The 17,555-nt window shown below is 45.6% G+C and carries 20 protein-coding genes and 2 pseudogenes; 4 read left to right on the forward strand and 18 right to left on the reverse strand.

The genetic code is table 11. The features are described from left to right. Window positions 1-321 precede the first annotated feature (321 nt). From D908_RS04490 to dusA, 8 genes and pseudogenes are all read right to left on the reverse strand, one after another. Window positions 322-1,083, reverse strand: a complete 762-nt coding sequence (locus tag D908_RS04490; RefSeq protein WP_005526245.1) for a phosphoadenylyl-sulfate reductase — start codon at window positions 1,081-1,083, stop codon at window positions 322-324. Beyond that, window positions 1,076-2,809 carry an assimilatory sulfite reductase (NADPH) hemoprotein subunit gene (gene cysI / locus D908_RS04485; protein ID WP_005526250.1) on the reverse strand — a complete coding sequence of 578 codons (1,734 nt, stop codon included), beginning with the start codon at window positions 2,807-2,809 and terminating at the stop codon, window positions 1,076-1,078. Before cysI ends, D908_RS04490 begins: the two co-directional genes overlap by 8 nt. Next, entirely contained in the window at window positions 2,809-4,638 is a 1,830-nt protein-coding gene (locus D908_RS04480; protein WP_032467689.1) for an assimilatory sulfite reductase (NADPH) flavoprotein subunit, read from the reverse strand. Before D908_RS04480 ends, cysI begins: the two co-directional genes overlap by 1 nt. A 106-nt stretch (window positions 4,639-4,744) precedes the next feature. After that, window positions 4,745-4,975, reverse strand: a complete 231-nt coding sequence (locus tag D908_RS04475; protein WP_005526253.1) for a hypothetical protein — start codon at window positions 4,973-4,975, stop codon at window positions 4,745-4,747. Continuing rightward, window positions 4,972-5,086 (reverse strand): annotated as a pseudogene (locus D908_RS23215) (Fe3+ hydroxamate ABC transporter substrate-binding protein). The gene D908_RS04475 and the pseudogene D908_RS23215 overlap by 4 nt, the downstream one beginning before the upstream one ends. A 10-nt stretch (window positions 5,087-5,096) precedes the next feature. After that, complete coding sequence (locus D908_RS04470) at window positions 5,097-5,762, reverse strand: TIGR04219 family outer membrane beta-barrel protein (RefSeq protein ID WP_005526254.1); 666 nt, start codon at window positions 5,760-5,762, stop codon at window positions 5,097-5,099. Window positions 5,763-5,851: 89 nt separating this feature from the next. Continuing rightward, complete coding sequence (pspG, locus tag D908_RS04465) at window positions 5,852-6,061, reverse strand: envelope stress response protein PspG (RefSeq protein ID WP_000462391.1); 210 nt, start codon at window positions 6,059-6,061, stop codon at window positions 5,852-5,854. Window positions 6,062-6,223: 162 nt separating this feature from the next. Next, window positions 6,224-7,207: a tRNA dihydrouridine(20/20a) synthase DusA gene (dusA, locus tag D908_RS04460; protein WP_005526255.1), complete on the reverse strand. Its 984-nt coding sequence runs from the start codon at window positions 7,205-7,207 to the stop codon at window positions 6,224-6,226. A 361-nt stretch (window positions 7,208-7,568) separates the two neighbouring features. Here dusA and zur point away from each other — a divergent pair, with 361 nt between their 5' ends. After that, complete coding sequence (gene zur / locus D908_RS04455) at window positions 7,569-8,033, forward strand: zinc uptake transcriptional repressor Zur (protein WP_000245564.1); 465 nt, start codon at window positions 7,569-7,571, stop codon at window positions 8,031-8,033. 9 nt (window positions 8,034-8,042) lie between these two features. After that, entirely contained in the window at window positions 8,043-8,504 is a 462-nt protein-coding gene (locus tag D908_RS04450; protein WP_001200950.1) for a chemotaxis protein CheX, read from the forward strand. 307 nt (window positions 8,505-8,811) lie between these two features. Here D908_RS04450 and pgi read toward each other — a convergent pair. After that, window positions 8,812-10,463, reverse strand: a pseudogene (pgi, locus tag D908_RS0119795) (glucose-6-phosphate isomerase). A gap of 284 nt (window positions 10,464-10,747) precedes the next feature. On the opposite strand from pgi, the gene D908_RS04445 reads away from it, so the two are divergent. After that, a complete protein-coding gene (locus tag D908_RS04445; RefSeq protein WP_000267856.1) occupies window positions 10,748-11,167 on the forward strand; it encodes a secondary thiamine-phosphate synthase enzyme YjbQ in 420 nt (139 codons plus the stop codon). A 63-nt stretch (window positions 11,168-11,230) separates the two neighbouring features. Here D908_RS04445 and alr read toward each other — a convergent pair whose 3' ends face one another. Next, window positions 11,231-12,316, reverse strand: a complete 1,086-nt coding sequence (alr, locus tag D908_RS04440; protein ID WP_005526258.1) for an alanine racemase — start codon at window positions 12,314-12,316, stop codon at window positions 11,231-11,233. Between the two features lie 13 nt (window positions 12,317-12,329). Continuing rightward, window positions 12,330-13,736: a replicative DNA helicase gene (locus D908_RS04435; RefSeq protein WP_000774914.1), complete on the reverse strand. Its 1,407-nt coding sequence runs from the start codon at window positions 13,734-13,736 to the stop codon at window positions 12,330-12,332. Window positions 13,737-13,906: 170 nt separating this feature from the next. Between D908_RS04435 and D908_RS04430 the strand changes: the two genes are divergently transcribed. Next, window positions 13,907-14,671, forward strand: a complete 765-nt coding sequence (locus tag D908_RS04430) for a DUF481 domain-containing protein (RefSeq protein ID WP_005526260.1) — start codon at window positions 13,907-13,909, stop codon at window positions 14,669-14,671. Between the two features lie 61 nt (window positions 14,672-14,732). Here the strand turns inward: D908_RS04430 and rplI are convergent, their stop codons facing one another. From rplI to D908_RS20625, 7 genes are all read right to left on the reverse strand, one after another. Beyond that, window positions 14,733-15,182 (reverse strand): 50S ribosomal protein L9, encoded by a 450-nt coding sequence (gene rplI / locus D908_RS04425; RefSeq protein WP_001196057.1) that lies wholly within the window; start codon window positions 15,180-15,182, stop codon window positions 14,733-14,735. A 33-nt stretch (window positions 15,183-15,215) separates the two neighbouring features. After that, window positions 15,216-15,443: a 30S ribosomal protein S18 gene (gene rpsR, locus D908_RS04420; protein WP_000090471.1), complete on the reverse strand. Its 228-nt coding sequence runs from the start codon at window positions 15,441-15,443 to the stop codon at window positions 15,216-15,218. Between the two features lie 15 nt (window positions 15,444-15,458). After that, window positions 15,459-15,761 carry a primosomal replication protein N gene (gene priB / locus D908_RS04415; RefSeq protein ID WP_000184778.1) on the reverse strand — a complete coding sequence of 101 codons (303 nt, stop codon included), beginning with the start codon at window positions 15,759-15,761 and terminating at the stop codon, window positions 15,459-15,461. Window positions 15,762-15,768: 7 nt separating this feature from the next. Further along, the gene (gene rpsF, locus D908_RS04410; protein ID WP_001216670.1) at window positions 15,769-16,137 is read right to left on the reverse strand and encodes a 30S ribosomal protein S6; all 369 of its coding nucleotides are present in this window, start codon (window positions 16,135-16,137) and stop codon (window positions 15,769-15,771) included. A 213-nt stretch (window positions 16,138-16,350) separates the two neighbouring features. Then, window positions 16,351-16,827: a bacterioferritin gene (bfr, locus tag D908_RS04405; protein ID WP_005526263.1), complete on the reverse strand. Its 477-nt coding sequence runs from the start codon at window positions 16,825-16,827 to the stop codon at window positions 16,351-16,353. Between the two features lie 69 nt (window positions 16,828-16,896). After that, window positions 16,897-17,085, reverse strand: a complete 189-nt coding sequence (locus D908_RS04400) for a (2Fe-2S)-binding protein (protein WP_005526264.1) — start codon at window positions 17,083-17,085, stop codon at window positions 16,897-16,899. 302 nt (window positions 17,086-17,387) lie between these two features. Beyond that, window positions 17,388-17,555, reverse strand: a 168-nt coding sequence (locus D908_RS20625) for an EF-Tu C-terminal domain-related protein (RefSeq protein ID WP_005526265.1), incomplete at its 5' end; no start/stop codon positions are given.

Raw genomic sequence — 17,555 nt, forward strand, 5'->3', positions numbered from 1 at the left:
CGAGAATCGATTTCGTGTCAAACACTTTTTCAATTTTCTTTTCTGGCCTGTTGAGGCATCGATTTGGCTGTGAGCCCTTGCTGCGTCAACGAGGGCGCATTATAGAGATCCGCTTCACACTGGCAAGTGTTTTTTGAGAAAATTTATGAAAATAACGCTTAATCGATGCATTTACGCGCAAGGCCTTATTTATCCCACTTTACTCAGGCCTTGATGACAACTTATCCACAGAGTTATTCTTTTTCTGGAACAAAAACGAAAGAAGTCGCTTCGTAGCGACCTCTCTTTATGATGATGCCTAGATTTTAAAACAATCTCTTTTTACTGAGTTGTGTCGTTATTATCTTCGTGCAACCCACACTCACGCTTTAAACCAAAGAAGCGAGTTTGCTCTTCACTCATTCCCGGCTGCCATTTCTGTGTGGTGTGTGTATCACCGACCGAAAGATAACCTTGTTCCCAAAGTGGGTGATAAGGTAGATCGTTATCCTTGAGATAATAGTGCACATCTTTATTGGTCCAGTCGATCACTGGCAGGAATTTAAACACGCCATTTTGTACCGATAGAATCGGTAGGCTTGCTCGTGACTGCGACTGCTCACGTCGTAAGCCCGAGAACCAAGTGCCAATGTTGAGTTCATCTAATGCTCTACGCATCGGTTCTACTTTATTAATCTGGTTGTAGCGTTCAATCCCCTCGACACCTTGTTCCCATAGTTTTCCGTAGCGAGCTTCTTGCCAAGCCGCTGATACAGGTGCTGAGTAAACTTTTAAGTTCAAATTGAGGCGCTCAGTAAGCTCATCAATGAACTGATAGGTTTCTGGGAAAAGATAGCCCGTATCGGTGAGTACAACGGGAATATCACTTTTCACTGAAGTAAGCAGGCGAAGCATCACCGCTGCTTGGATACCAAAGCTAGACGACAGTGCATGGTTTCCTTGCAAGTTTTCTAACGCCCAGATGACTCGCTCTTGTGCGGTCAGCGATTCTAATTGCTGATTAACTTCCGTTAGGCGCAGCGTTTGCTGCACCTTGTTTAACGTCAATAACTCTTCCAGAGTTGGAACGGTATGGTTAGGCATAGAAATCCCTCTTCGAGATAATTACCTCTTCGATAATACCTGCACGAATAGTGAAATCACCAAATCCTTCACCGTCCAGACGCTCGCTAGCCCAGCGTCCCACCAGCTCATCAATTTCTTGAAGGATTTGCGTGTCGGTAATGTTCTCTTTATACATCTTAGGAATGCGCGTTCCATTTCGATTGCCACCTAAATGGAGGTTATAGCGACCCGGTGCTTTGCCGACCAAGCCGATCTCAGCCAACATGGCACGACCACACCCATTCGGACAGCCCGTCACACGCAAAATGATGTTCTCTTCTTTTGGTAACGCATGTTTTGCCAAGATACCTTCCACTTCCGTAACAAAAGAAGGTAGAAAACGCTCGGCCTCCGCCATGGCCAGTGGACAGGTTGGGAAGGCCACACAAGCCATTGAGTTGATGCGCTGCTCACTCACACCATCATCGATCAAACCATGACTACGTGCGAGCTGTTCAATGTGCTGTTTCTGATCCGCTGGCACACCAGCCACAATCAAGTTTTGGTTAGCCGTCATGCGGAAATCGCCTTGATGAACCTTAGCAATCTCTGCCACACCCGTTTTCAGTGGTTTACCCGGGAAATCCAACAAACGACCATTTTCAATAAACAGGGTTAAATGATGTTTACCATCGATACCCTCAACCCAACCAATCCGATCACCACGACTGGTAAACTCATAAGCCCGGCTTGGCGCAAACGCAATTCCCGCGCGTTTTTCAACTTCGGCTTTGAATACCTCAACCCCGACACGATCTAAGGTGTATTTGGTTTTGGCATTTTTACGGTTAGAACGGTTACCCCAATCGCGTTGCGTACTGACCACCGCAGCCGCAACCTCCAACGTTTTCTCCAGTGGAATAAAACCAAAGTCATCGGCACGACGAGGATAGGTTGAAGTATCACCGTGCGTCATCGCAAGGCCCCCCCCCACCAACACGTTAAAACCGACCAACTGGCCATTTTCACCAATCGCAACAAAGTTCAAGTCATTGGCGTGCACATCCACATCATTATGTGGCGGGATAACAACGGTGGTTTTGAACTTACGCGGCAAATAGTTTGAACCTAAAATTGGCTCTTCATCTGGCCCTTCGATCTTTTCACCATCCAACCAAATCTCTGCATAAGCGCGTGTTTTCGGTAGTAGGTGCTCACTGATCTTTTTTGCCCACTTGTAGGCTTGCAGATGTAGTTGTGATTCAACTGGGTTAGAGGTACACAAAACGTTACGGTTAACATCCCCTGCGGTCGCAATCGAATCGATACCAATGCTGTTTAAGGTTTGATGCATCAGTTTGATATTCGGCTTGAGTACACCGTGAAACTGAAAAGTTTGTCGTGTGGTTAAACGGATACTGCCGTACATAGTATGTTCGGTCGCAAACTTATCGATCGCCAACCATTGGTTAGGAGTGATGATCCCCCCCGGCATACGAGCACGGAGCATAACATTGTGCAAAGGCTCAAGCTTCTGCTTACTGCGCTCAGCACGGATATCACGGTCATCTTGCTGATACATGCCATGAAAGCGGATGAGCTGGAAGTTGTCCGCGACAAAGCCGCCAGTAATGCGATCTTGCAGATCTTGCTCGATCGTACCGCGTAGAAAATTACTCTCGCGCTTTAGGCGTTCATTATCCGACCATGGGCCGAGCACTTCGCCAAGCACCTCTTGTACTGATGGGTTTTGATTTGTGCTCATTAGTAGACATCCCTTTGATAACGTTTTGCTTTACGCAGTTCACTCACATATTCTTCGGCTTGCTCACGATTCAAGCCACCTTGTTGCTCTACGACAGTAATCAATGCTTGGTGCACATCTTTCGCCATACGTGTTGCATCACCACACACGTAGAAGTATGCACCTTCCTGTAACCACTGCCACACCAGCTCCGCCTGCTCTAACAAACGATGCTGTACATACACTTTTTCATGCTGATCACGACTGAAAGCAACATCTAAGCGGTTAAGCACACCAGACTTAAGATACTTTTGCCACTCAACTTGGTAGAGGAAATCTTGGGTAAAGGTGCGATCACCAAACAACAGCCAGTTTTTCCCTGCTGCACCACGGTTTTCACGCTCTTGAATAAAGCTGCGGAAAGGTGCAATGCCAGTACCAGGGCCAACCATGATAACCGGTGCATTATCATCGCTCGGCAACTTGAAGTTGTTATTGTGCTCAATAAACACTTTAACCGGGGCTCCCTCTTCTAAATGATGAGCTAAGAAGCTGGATGCACCACCAAAGCGCTGCTCTCCCTCATGCTCATACTCGACAACCCCAACCGTAAGATGCACTTCTTCACCCACTTCACTTTGACTGGAGGCGATCGAATAAAGACGTGGTGTTAAGCGACGCAAGAGTGACAAAAGCTGAGAAGCTGAAAGCGAGATTTTTTCTTCGCGCAGAACATCGATAACTTGTGTGCGAATCGCGTATTCACGTAATTGCTCTTTATCCTGAGCTAAAGACTTTAGCTTTTCACTTTGTGCAAGTTCAGCATATTGCGCCACCAGCTGCGGATTTGCCGCCGTAATTTCGTAATGATGAGTGAGCGCCGTGTGCAGTGAGAGTGTTTCACCATCAACTTGAACTTCTTCACGACCGGAAAGTGCTACGCTATCCAGTAGTGCTTCAACAAGTTGTGGGCGGTTCTCGTACCAAACACCTAACGCATCACCCGGTTGGTAAGTGATACCCGACTCAGCCAAATCAATTTCAATGTGACGCACATCTTTACCAGAATCACGACCAGTAATTTTTTGGCTAGTCAGCAAGCTGGCTGTGTAAGGTTGCTCTTTACTATAAAGCTCACTGGTCACACTGGGTGTTGCTTGCTGTGGCAAGCCCGCGACTGAAGTTAGCGCTGCCAATTCTTCTTTTAGAATACCCAGTACTTTTGCGCGCCACTCAGCGGCAGAAGTTTGATAATCCACATCGGCATCTAAGCGTTCAACAAAACGCTGAGCACCCAAATTCTCTAAAAACTGGTCAAAATCTTTGCCACTTTGGCAGAAAAACTCATAACTCGAATCACCAAGCCCTAACACGCCATATTTAAGGTTGGGCAGCTTGGGCGCTTTTTTCGATTTTAAGAATTCATGCAAAGCCAATGCATTATCAGGAGCTTCTCCTTCACCATTGGTTGAAGCAACAAAGATCACATGAGTTTCTTTAGCTAAGTCTTTGCCTTTGTAATCACTAGCGTCAAACAGTTGGGCATTAATACCTTCCGCTTGCGCCTCTTTTAATAGCGCTTGAGCAACACCTTTGGCGTTACCTGTTTGCGAAGCAAAAATAATGGTTAATTTGCCAGCTGCAGTCGCTAGCGGCAGTGTTTGCGCTGAAGACAATTGAGGAGCATTCAGCGCATTGGATTGGCTGAGCCCCCAAAAATAACCACTCACCCAAGCCAATTGCTGGGGATTGAGTTGGGTAACTGTCTGTTGAAGTTGGTTGAGTTGTAGATCATTTAACGGACTAGCGAGCCCAGCTAGTGCCGGAGGTAGAGTGTTTCCTAAAGACATCGTCACGACTTCCCTATTCATTGCATGACGATAGATTAATCACTCTTCTTAATAACAAGAAAGAATAGATGTGAATGTTTTATAACTTTTTGAATTAAAAATCAGGCTACTGGTTCTCAATACGAACTTGACGAAAACCCACAGCCATTGCTGATTGCGAAGCACTATCCAGATCGATATAACGACACTCTTCGCCATTTTCATCAGTTAACAACACAAATCCACCCATTTGATGGCGAAATTCGACAATCCATTCCCCCTCTTGAAAGGAGGGTTCAATAATAGCCTCAACGAGTTGCTGGGTTTGGTAAAGCTCTCTCAATTCAGAAATCGTCATTTTGCTCTCCATCCTTAGCTTTGCAATAAAAGTTAAGCATGGTTCAAATAGCAAAAATGAGCCAATTAGCGGCTCATTTAAAACGTATTCGTTAGCAAAAAATTCAATAATGAGAAATCAATTAAAAGCTAAACTGGGCTCCGAGGAACCAACCATCTGCAAAAACAAAGGATTGTTTAACATCCACTGACTGCTTGGCGAGCTCAGTAAATTCAAGATCCACCACGCGGTAGCCCGCTTTAAAGGCAATATCCCCCGCAGCAATCGGCAGACGATACTGCACTCCAGCCATCACATCAGATGATTTCAAATCGCTATTGTTGCCAAAATCAAATTGGCCAATCACATCAAACTGCGTGTTAGGGATAGAGATTTCTGCACTCGCGTACCAGTTAAACGTAGTTTGGTCAAAATCGTAGCGACGTACATCAGGAGCTTGATAGTCACTGTTTGCGTATTGAGTCAGAGTGATACCCGCATCAAACTTCATCAGCTCACGATCGAGCAACTGGTAGTAGAAGGTGTAATCGTACTTATCGAATGATGCAAAATCCGCTTCAAGATTGGTATAGCGCAAACTCGCATTCGGTAAATAAGGAAGATCATGTTCAAACGCAACATACAAAATTGGCGCGTTGGCATCATCACGGCGAGTATTGTCAATTTTGGTGCTCGTCAACCACATGTCCGCACCAACAGTTGCGGTAGAAGATGACCCAGCGGCAAAAGCCGAGATAGGCGCGATCATCAGTGCTGTGACCAGTGCTGCCGATGCTGTTTGGTTCATGAGCTATGCTCCATTATATCTTGATTGAAGAACTATTAAGGTTGGCGATGGTAACATAAACCCAAAATCAACGAATAATTTTGTCGGACTTAACGTGAAGAGCTCACTTTATCGCGCATCAACCAAATCACCACTAAGACCACCAACAGCCAAGGTAACAACTTCAGCACTATGCCCAGCATGCCAAACAACGCCATAATTAAAAAAGCCAGTGCGATGGCACCAAACACACTCATCAGGGTGATCCCAGTGACCAATAGTGTAGCGGCAAATACCAAAATAAAGATCAATTCAAACATAGTTAACACCCCTTCTTAGATATTCATCCTCTATAAGCAGATTTCAAGCCAACTATAGATGACAAACAACTGCATGATTTTAAATAAAAAATAAAGCCAACCGCCTATAAGACAGATTGGCTTTACGAAAGTCGTGCTAATTTGGCTAATATTTAGTGTTTTTTACACACCCAATTCTTGGTAAGGGATTTTTGCCAACGCTTGTTCGACAACTTCTAAGCCAGCACCCGGTTTATGTGCATTCTCACTGATATGACGTCGCCATTGACGAGCACCTGGCATATTTTGGAACAGCCCTAACATATGGCGAGTCATATGGCCAAGGTGTGTACCTTGTGACAATTCACGCTCAATATAAGGCATCATTTCATGGATAACTTGCGAGCGTTTTTTCACTGGAGTATCCAAACCGAAAATCTGCTGATCCACTTCTGCAAGTAAGTAAGGGTTTTGATAGGCCTCACGACCAATCATAACGCCATCAAGATACTGCAGATGCTGCTGAGCCTCTTCCAGAGTTTTCACACCACCATTTACCGCAATAGTTAAATGCGGAAAATTACGTTTGATTTGATAAGCTCTTGGGTAATCCAATGGCGGGATTTCTCGGTTTTCTTTCGGGCTTAAGCCACTCAGCCATGCTTTACGAGCATGGATTGTAAATTGCTCACAGCCACCTTTTTCAGCGACTGTGGAGATAAACTGAGTTAAAAACTCATACGAATCTTGATCATCAATACCAATTCGAGTTTTCACCGTCACCGGGATATCGACTACCGATCGCATTGCAGCAATACATTCAGCGACCAAATCAGGCTCTGCCATTAAACAAGCACCAAAGCGACCATTCTGCACACGATCCGAAGGGCAACCAACGTTCAGGTTAATTTCATCATAACCACGCTCTTGCGCTAACTTGGCACAGTGCGCTAAATCTTTGGGATTAGAACCGCCAAACTGCAATGCCACAGGATGTTCTTCTTGGTTGTAAGCCAAAAAATCACCGCGACCATGAATAATCGCACCAGTGGTGACCATTTCGGTATACAGAAGAGTTTGCGAAGAGAGCAAACGATGGAAGTAACGGCAGTGGCGGTCGGTCCAATCGAGCATCGGAGCGACTGAGAGTCTGCATGAGTGAGTCATAGGTGAACGTCCCCATTTCAGTCCAAAAACAACCACCGCGCGGTGGCGAAAAATCAAAGTCCGGCATTTTAATCGTATCTTCGCTTAAGCGCCAATCCTTGTTCGCCAAACTCACTAAGAGTGACTAGCACAAATGCATGGTGAAGATTTACATCATGGGTGTAATACGTTAAACAATGCTATCAATGGCACAGTCACTTCAAGTAAGCAGGGATAGCAGTATCGTTTTTGAGCAAGATAAGGTAATTTACGCCTATTCAATGGGATGACTCGAACTCCCCCTCATCTGTGAGTGGTTTTTATTTAGAGTCTCCACGATATTCATCTCTACATAGTATATTATTACTAAAGTCCAACAGTGATGGTGATGGTTTTGGACAATAAGCTAACTAAGCAAATTGAAGAAATATGTGCAGCCAGAGGGGTTCGACTCACCTCACAGCGTAAAACTGTATTTGAGTTGATCTGCGCCAGCAAACGTTCATCCAGTGCATATGAACTGCTGGAAGATCTCAAGAAAAGTGAACCACAAGCTAAACCTCCGACTGTATATCGAGCACTGGATTTTTTGCTAGAGCAAGGTTTTATTCACCGAGTAGAGTCCACTAACAGCTTCATTTCCTGCTGTTCATGTAACGCTCATAAGCACTTTTCACATCTATTGATTTGTGACCAGTGTGGTAACGTGATTGAATCTCGGGATGATAGTCTGGTAGCCTTGCTAGCAAGTAACGCGGAGAAACATGGTTTTACGATAAGCAATCATGTCATCGAATCACATGGAGTTTGTCAAACCTGTCTCTCGAAAGAGAAGAAGCAACAATAGAAGAAGGTTATGCGCGCTGAATTTGTAAACCCGTTTTTAGCGTCTTTAATGAACGTGTTGAAAACCATGGCTTCCCTTGAGTTGAAGCCACAAAAACCACGTATCAAGAAAGATGAAATTGCTCGCGGCGATGTTTCTGGTCTGATCGGTATGATTGGCCCAACAACACGTGGCTCAATGTCGATCACCTTTGACGAGAGCTTAGCTCTGGAAATCATGCAGAATATGCTAGGTGAACGTCCTAATGGCCTCAACGAAGAAGTTACCGATATGGTAGGCGAAATTACCAATATGGTAACGGGCGGGGCCAAGCGAATTTTAGCTGAAAGCGGATTTGATTTTGACATGGCAACACCCGTTGTTGTTTCTGGTCGAGGGCATACCATTCGTCACAAGTGCGAAGGAGCGATCATTATCATGCCGTTTTCTTCACCTTGGGGTAATGCGTTTATCGAAATCTGTTTCGAATAATTCAACGCATAAATTTATCCTTGAACCAGCGTTAAAGCCAAAGCTCTCTGGATTCATCACCCACGATGAAACTTGCAAAAACCGGACATCTGTTGTCCGGTTTTGTTTTGTCTGCCAATCGTTTATTCAAATCCTCCTCAATAACAGCACACTGCCAACCTCAACTCACAGCATGTGGTTGGGTAGGGTGCTAACACCGTTAGATTCCCATCTGAATGCTCATTGCTAAGTGAGTAGGAAACTAGAGACAAGAAAAAGGCCTTACGTTGTAAGGCCTTGGTATCAAAAACGGTTTAGCTCAGCACGCTTAAGCACGAAAGGCTTTAAAAGCGTTGATCAAACCATTGGTAGAACTGTCATGCGAATTCACATCCGCATTATCCGCCAATTCAGGTAGGATCTGGTTCGCCAGCTGTTTACCTAGTTCGACACCCCATTGGTCGAAGCTGAAGATATTCCAAATCACACCTTGTACGAAGATTTTGTGTTCGTACATCGCAATCAGGTTACCCAGAGTGCGTGGCGTAATTTGCTTAACCAGAATCGAGTTGGTAGGGCGATTACCTTCAAACACTTTGAACGGAACTAACGCTGCAATTTCTGCTGCAGACTTACCCGCTTTCTCCAACTCAGCTTGTACTGCTTGCGCTGACTTACCAAACGCCAGTGCTTCAGTTTGCGCAAAGAAGTTAGACATCAGTTTTTGGTGATGATCACCCACTAAGTTGTGGCTTACTGCTGGTGCAATGAAATCACATGGGATCAGCTTAGTGCCTTGATGGATTAACTGGTAGAAAGCGTGCTGGCCGTTAGTGCCTGGCTCACCCCAAATAATTGGGCCAGTTTGGTAAGTCACAGGGTTGCCATCACGATCAACATACTTACCATTAGACTCCATATTGCCTTGTTGGAAGTAAGCCGCGAAGCGATGCAGGTACTGATCGTAAGGCAGGATCGCTTCAGATTCTGCACCGTGGAAGTTGTTATACCAAATACCAATCAGCGCCAAAATCACCGGAATATTGCTTTCAAACGGTGTATTCACGAAATGCTGATCCATTTCATGCGCACCCGTCAACAACTCAACAAAGTTGTCGTAACCAATAGACAGAATGATAGAAAGACCAATCGCTGACCACAGAGAGTAACGACCGCTACCCAATCCCAAAATTCGAACATGTTGTCGGTGTCGATACCGAACTCAGCGACCGCTTTACCGTTCGTTGATAACGCAGCAAAGTGTTTCGCGACATGTGCTTCATCGCCCGCCACTTTTAGGAACCAATCACGCGCTGTGTGTGCGTTGGTCATGGTTTCTTGAGTAGTGAAGGTTTTTGAAGCCACAAGGAATAGTGTGGTTTCCGGATCCACTTTTTTCAGTGTCTCCGCCATGTGCGTGCCATCAACGTTAGACACAAAGTGCATGGTCAGATGGTTCTTATAAGGTACCAACGCTTCGGTCACCATGTATGGACCAAGGTCAGAACCACCGATACCGATATTCACTACATCAGTAATCGCTTTGCCAGTGAAACCTTTCCAGTCACCGCCAATCACACGCTCAGAGAAAGCTTTCATTTTAGCCAGTACAGCATTCACTGCTGGCATCACATCTTCACCGTTCACCAGCACAGGTGAGTTGCTGCGATTACGCAGTGCCGTGTGCAGAACAGCACGATCTTCAGTCTGGTTGATCGCTTCACCTTTAAACATGGCCGCAATCGCTGACTGAAGTTCGGTTTCTTTAGCCAAAGCAAATAGGTGCTGCATGGTTTCAGCATTCACAAGGTTTTTCGAATAATCGACCAGAATGTCTTGCCCAAAGCGCGCAGAGTATTTGGCAAAACGTTCACTGTCTTGCTCAAAAAGTGCTTTTAAGTCCATATCCTGAGCGGATTCAAAATGCGCGGTCAGCGCTTTCCAAGCTTCGGTTTGCGTTGGATTGATATTTTTCAACATGGCATCTATCCCGATGTTACTGTGGTTTTATTCCATCTCAATACAGGCTTAGCTCTGCCGATGGAATCCCCGATTTAAGCAAAAAGAATAGGTTAAAAATGAGTTTTCCGCGTGGGAATAACATGTAATTAATTTTCAGTGAATCATTATGGGCGAACTCATTTGCACCCACTTTGCGATAGGTCACGTAAACACCGACCCTAACTCATTTTTGTCTGGTAATCTGCGTCGCTCACCTTACCCTTAAACATTCACTTTGCCAATATACTTAAGGAGCTGGCTTTATGTGGCAGCAGCAACAAATCCAGTTACGCCCACGTCCACGGGGATTTCACCTGATCACTGATGAAATTGAACAACAATTACCGCAGCTCAAAGCGTTAAATGTCGGTTTGTTACATCTATTTATTCAGCACACCTCCGCAAGTCTCACCATCAATGAAAATGCCGATCCCACTGTGCGCCAAGATATGGAAGCCCATTTTAACCACGTAGTTCCTGAGGGTGCGCCTTACTATCGGCACATTTATGAGGGCGATGATGACATGCCTGCTCACATCAAATCTTCATTACTCGGATGCAGTGTGAGCATACCGATTTGCAATGGTCGACTGGCGTTAGGAACTTGGCAGGGAATCTATTTGGGAGAGCATAGGGATCATGGCGGAGCGAGGAGGATCATCGCCACGATTCAGGGTGAATAAATAACCAAGAGGTTCACTCACCGACATTTGAGTAGACGGTGAGTGAGGCCATAAATAAGCAGGCTAAATGCCTGCTCCTGAATAAGACATTTCCACTCGCGACGTGAGTTTAGTGACTAACTCATACCCAAGCGTACCGATATGGGCGGCCACTTCCTCGACGGGAAGTTCGCGCCCCCACAGCATGGCTTCATCGCCCACACAATCGGTCGCCTCTGGACCTAAATCGACCGTCAGCATATCCATTGATACACGGCCCGCAATGGGCACACGGCGACCATTTACCACCACAGGCGTACCATTCGGTGCAGTGCGTGGATAGCCATCTCCATAACCAATCGCAATCACACCAATTTTGGTATCACGTTGGCTGGTCCAAATACCACCATAGCCCACGCTTTCTCCTGCTTTCACTTCGCGCACTGCGATCAAGTGTGATTTCAAGGTCATCACTGGCTGATACCCCAACTCCTCAGCACTTTTTTCAGCAAAAGGAGAAACGCCGTACATAATAATGCCCGGTCTCACCCACTCGAGTTGGCTTTGAGGCCAAGCCAATAATCCTGCTGAGGCAGCTAATGAACGCTCTCCCTGACAGCCTTGAGTCAGCGACAAAAACAGCTCAGTTTGTTCTGCGGTTGTGGATTTATCTAGCTCATCAGCACAACCGAAATGGCTCATATAACGCAGCGGTTTTGCCACGTTGGCACATTGATGTAAGCGATTGACGAAATCTCGATACTGCTCTGGGCGAACGCCTAAACGGTGCATCCCGCTATCCACCTTCAACCAAACCATGACGGGGGTTTCTAACTGAGCTTGCTCTAGCGCTTGCAACTGCTCCTCACAATGCACGACCGTCTGAATATTGTTGGTCACCAGCACCGGTAAATCACCCGGCGAATAAAACCCCTCAAGTAACAAGATAGGCTTTACTACTCCGCTAGCACGCAGTTGTAACGCTTCTTCAATTCGCGCCACACCGAAGGCATCCGCCCCAATCGCATAGCGCGCGATATGACGCAGACCATGACCATAACCATTGGCTTTGACCACTGCCATAATTTTACTGTGCGGAGCTTGCTGTTTGACGCGCTGCAAGTTGTGCTGCAACGCATCCAAATTGATGTAGGCAGTTGCCGCCTTCATATAGTTCATCGAATTACTCATCGTCAAATGCAGGTCCCGCATAGTTGTCGAAACGAGAATATTGTCCTTGGAAAGTCAAACGCACCGAGCCGATTGGGCCGTTACGCTGTTTACCGATAATGATTTCCGCCGTGCCTTTCAGTGCACTATCTGGGTGATAAACTTCATCACGGTAGATAAACATGATCAAGTCCGCGTCCTGCTCAATAGATCCCGATTCACGCAAGTCCGAGTTAACTGGTCGTTTATCCGCACGCTGCTCCAAAGAACGGTTCAACTGCGACAATGCCACAACAGGAACATTTAACTCTTTGGCCAATGCCTTCAATGAGCGAGAAATCTCAGCAATCTCTAGGGTACGGTTATCGGTTAACGCAGGGACGCGCATTAACTGCAAATAGTCGACCATGATGAGAGATAAACCACCGTGTTCACGAGCAATACGTCGTGCTCGCGAGCGAACTTCGGTTGGAGTCAAACCAGAACTGTCGTCGATGTACATGTTCTTCTTCTCCATGAGGATCCCCATGGTAGAAGAGATACGCGCCCAATCTTCATCATCAAGCTGGCCAGTACGGATTTTGGTTTGGTCAACACGTGATAACGATGCCAACATACGCATCATGATCTGTTCTGCTGGCATCTCAAGCGAGAAGATCAGCACTGGCTTATCTTGCTCCATTGCCGCGTTTTCACACAAGTTCATCGCGAACGTGGTTTTACCCATCGAAGGACGAGCTGCGACAATGATCAAATCGGAACCTTGTAAACCAGCAGTTTTCTTATTGAGATCAGTAAAGCCAGTGTTAACCCCTGTCACCCCATCCTGTGGCGTTTTGTACAACAGCTCGATCCGCTCTAACGTACGCTCCAAAATACTGTCGACGTTTTTCGGGCCTTCATTTTCACTGGTACGCGCTTCCGCAATCGCAAAGACTTTACTCTCTGCCAGATCAAGCAGGTCTTCAGCATTACGCCCTTGCGGATCATATCCCGCATCAGCAATTTCATTCGCCACACCGATCAGGTTACGCACCAGTGCACGCTGTGCCACAATCTCCGCGTAAGCATTAATGTTGGCCGCACTTGGGGTGTTTTTAGCCAAATCAGCCAGATAGGCAAAGCCACCGACATCTTCCAACTGCTCACGCTGTTCAAGATATTCCGACAAGGTAATTAAATCGAGCGGTTTACCCGCTTCCAAAATCGATTTTACCCCGTCAAAAATCAAGCGATGCGGGCGACTGTAGAAATCTTGTGTAACCACGTGTTCTGAGACCGTATCCCAGCGCTCATTATCCAGCAGCAAGCCACCAATGACAGATTGCTCAGCCTCTAATGAATGCGGGGGAACCTTGATTGCATCAACTTGTGCATCGGAAGTTTTACGGTTTCGATTATCAGTACGTGGATCTGCCATGACTTCGCTTTAAGTAACTTTTGAATGTTCGCCATTATAACGAGAATCCGTGATTTGTAATTAAACCTACGAAAGTTTGTGTGCGGGCTAACCAGAATTGACCTAGGGTTGACCCAAGCACAAGCATGAATTTTTACTATGCGAGCTTAATCGTCAACAAAGAGGTTGTTGTGTCCACCAAATGGCTTTTAGGTGTTGGCTTGATGCTGTCAGCGGTAGTGCAGGCAAAAGAAAATTCTAACGAAGATACGGACATCAGCATCCCCTCGCCTTGGAAAAATCAAGTTGAGTTTGGTTATCAGGCTCACTCCGGTAATACGGAGTCTGAGTCTCTAAATTCGCGCATCAAATCTGAATATACCTCAGGACGTCACCGTACCTACGGAGAATGGAAGTTTTATAAACTCGACAAAGATGGTAAAGAGAATAAACGCCAGTCCACCTACGCGTTACAGAGCGACTATAAACTCGGCCCCAAAACGTATTTGTATGGCAGCTTTTATGGCACAGCTTCGCGTTACAGTGCGTATTTCAAAGATTACACCTTCTCTGGTGGTTTAGGTTATCAATTTGCCTACACCGAGGAGATAGTACTGGAACTCGAATTAGGCCCAGGTTTCCGTTACCAGAAACCGAATCTGGATGAAATTGATGACGATGACATTATATTTCCAGAGCAGGTAGACGAAGCCATTTTTCGGGGAAATCTCAAGGGAGAATGGCAGGTACTGGATAACCTTAGGTTTGAAGCAGAAATGACCATGGTCGCTGGCGAAAGTAATACCAGCCTTGATAGCGATATCAGTTTAACCAACGATATTACGGATCATATCGCGTTGAAAATTCGCCAATCGCGTCAATACCATAACCGGGTACCAGAGGGCTTAAGCAAGGCAGACAGCGTTATTTCGGTCAATCTACTGTTTGAGTTTTGAATTTTACACATAAAAAAACACCAGCCGAGGCTGGTGTTTTCATATTCGTCAGTAACTGAAATTACTCAGCAACAACTTGTACTTTCGCAGTTGCGAAAACTTCAGAGTGAAGTTGAACGCTAACTTCGTATTCGCCAACGTTGCGCAGAGCACCTTCAGGCAGGCGAACTTCGCTCTTAGATACTTTAACGCCAGCTGCAGTGATTGCATCAGCGATATCACGAGTACCGATAGAACCGAACAGTTTACCTTCGTCACCAGCTTTAGAAGCAATAACAACCGCTTCCAGAGCGTTAACTTGGTCAGCACGAGTTTGAGCAGCAGTCAGTTGCTCAGCAACTTTTGCTTCCAGCTCTGCACGACGGCTTTCAAACATTGCAACGTTAGATTTAGTTGCCATTACTGCCTTACCTTGTGGGATAAGGAAGTTACGAGCGTAACCAGATTTAACGTTTACAGTGTCGCCAAGGCTACCCAGGTTACCGATTTTATCAAGTAGAATAACTTGCATTGCTTAATCCTCTTTCTTAATAAACGGTGCCGATTACTGATGTTTGTCAGTGTATGGCAGTAGAGCTAGGTAGCGAGCGCGTTTGATTGCACGAGCTAGCTGACGCTGATATTTAGCGCTTGTACCAGTGATACGGCTAGGAACGATTTTACCAGCTTCAGTGATGTAGTTCTTGAGAGTTGCTACGTCTTTGTAATCAATCTCTTGTACGCCTTCTGCAGTAAAACGGCAGAATTTACGACGACGGAAGAAACGAGCCATGGGCTATCTCCTGATCTATATTTGAGAAATTTTGTCGGCATGCAGCACTAATTTACCTACGCCATTTCGGCTGGTTTGGTAAGCCAAAAAGCCGCTTACCAAAATGCTACTGCCTTGTACTAAGTTTTGAGTTAACGCTTCTGACCTAGCCCCACTTACCACCACAGCTAATCGACAAAAAACTTGTCGTGGGAGGTCAGCTTCTACCATCGTAGAGCGATGCTCTAGCCAAAAATGGCAATGTTTAACACCCGATGGACTTTGGCTTCGAACCGGAGCTTTCGCGACAATGCCGCTCAACTCGATTCGATTGGTCATCAAACCATTACTCAACGTCTGCGTCGAATTTCACTTCATCACGCTTTACACGCTCTTCACGAGCTTTCAGCATGATTGAAGGTTCAGTGATAGCAGCTTTAGTACGCATGATCATGTTACGCAGAACTGCATCGTTGAAACGGAAAGCAGTTTCTAGCTCATCAACTACTGCTTGGTCAGCTTCAACGTTCATCAGAACGTAGTGAGCTTTGTGCAGTTTGTTGATTGGGTAAGCCAGTTGACGGCGACCCCAATCTTCTAGACGGTGGATTTTACCGCCAGCTTCAGTGATTGAGCCAGTGTAACGTTCGATCATGCCAGCAACTTGCTCGCTTTGATCTGGGTGCACCATGAATACGATTTCGTAATGACGCATTATTTGCTCCTTACGGATTATTCAGCTTCCAGAGTTGGCCCGGTCATCCAGAGGAAGCAAGGAACTAATGATAATTGACCGAGAATTAAGGAGCGGGAATAGTACAGAAAGGAAGCAGCTTTAGCAAGGGAATTCTCTGGGGAGCACTGGAAAGTCACAAGGCAGAAAAACGCTCTCTTTCTGCCTCGGAATACTGAAAATTAGTAGTTCACATTACTCTTCATCAACAAATTGAGCTTGTAAGTAATTTTGGATACCCGTCATATCGATGAGACCAAGTTGGGTTTCTAACCAATCAACATGTTCTTCTTCATCTTCCAAGATGTCTTGAAATAGGTCCCGTGAAACGTAATCACGCACTTTTTCTGCGTAAGCGATGGCATCTTTCAGATCTGGAATTGCTGCTAACTCAAGTTTGAGATCACACTCCAACATCTCTTGCACATCTTCACCAATCATCAATTTACCAAGATCTTGTAAATTGGGGAGCCCTTCAAGGAACAAGATACGCTCCACGATATGATCTGCGTGTTTCATCTCATCAATCGATTCGTGATATTCCTTATCGGCAAGATGTTTTAACCCCCAATCTTTGTACATTCGTGCATGCAGAAAGTATTGGTTGATGGCAATTAACTCATTGGCGAGCACTTTATTGAGATGTTGAATAATGGCCGGATCACCTTTCATAGCACAGCCCTCCTCTTTGGCTCTATTAACTGTAGAACCAATTAGAAGAGAGTCAAAAAGTGTTGCTCGTTAACTTGCCATTTTGAATTGGCTAATCAGTGACTCCTCAATGATTTCTTTAGCTTGGCGCACACACTTCCCACATTGTGAACCCAGCGCAGTGCAACGCTTAATACCTTTGATATCCGTAATCCCTTGCTCAGCAACCAATCTCCTGATCTTTTTGTCTGAGATACCATGACACAAACAGACGTACATAAAACAACCTCAACAAATTTATGCACAAAATATAAAAGAGAATCACTCTTATTTCTACTGCGTTTGCTATTTTGCTCAGATCGTATGGTTATAAGAAAAATGAAGAGATGGTTTGGAATTCGGATAAGAAAAGAGGGAGTCAATATCAGTTGTCTTTCGCAGAAACTAACATGCTGTTTTAGCTGTAAAGGGAAAGAAGTGGCAAAAGCAAAGACAGGCGAAAATGCTTATAACTAAAAATGAAAAAGGGAAGCCGAAGCTCCCCTTTTTCGATGCAGCATTGCGCGGCAAGATTAACGCAATTAAGCGATGATCTTAGCTACAACACCAGCACCTACAGTACGGCCACCTTCACGGATAGCGAAGCGTAGACCTTCGTCCATCGCGATTGGTGCAATCAGGTCTACAACCATCTTGATGTTGTCGCCTGGCATTACCATTTCTACGCCTTCTGGAAGCTCGATGCTGCC

It is taken from the genome of Vibrio mimicus CAIM 602, from assembly GCF_000338875.1.
GTDB lineage: Bacteria > Pseudomonadota > Gammaproteobacteria > Enterobacterales > Vibrionaceae > Vibrio > Vibrio mimicus.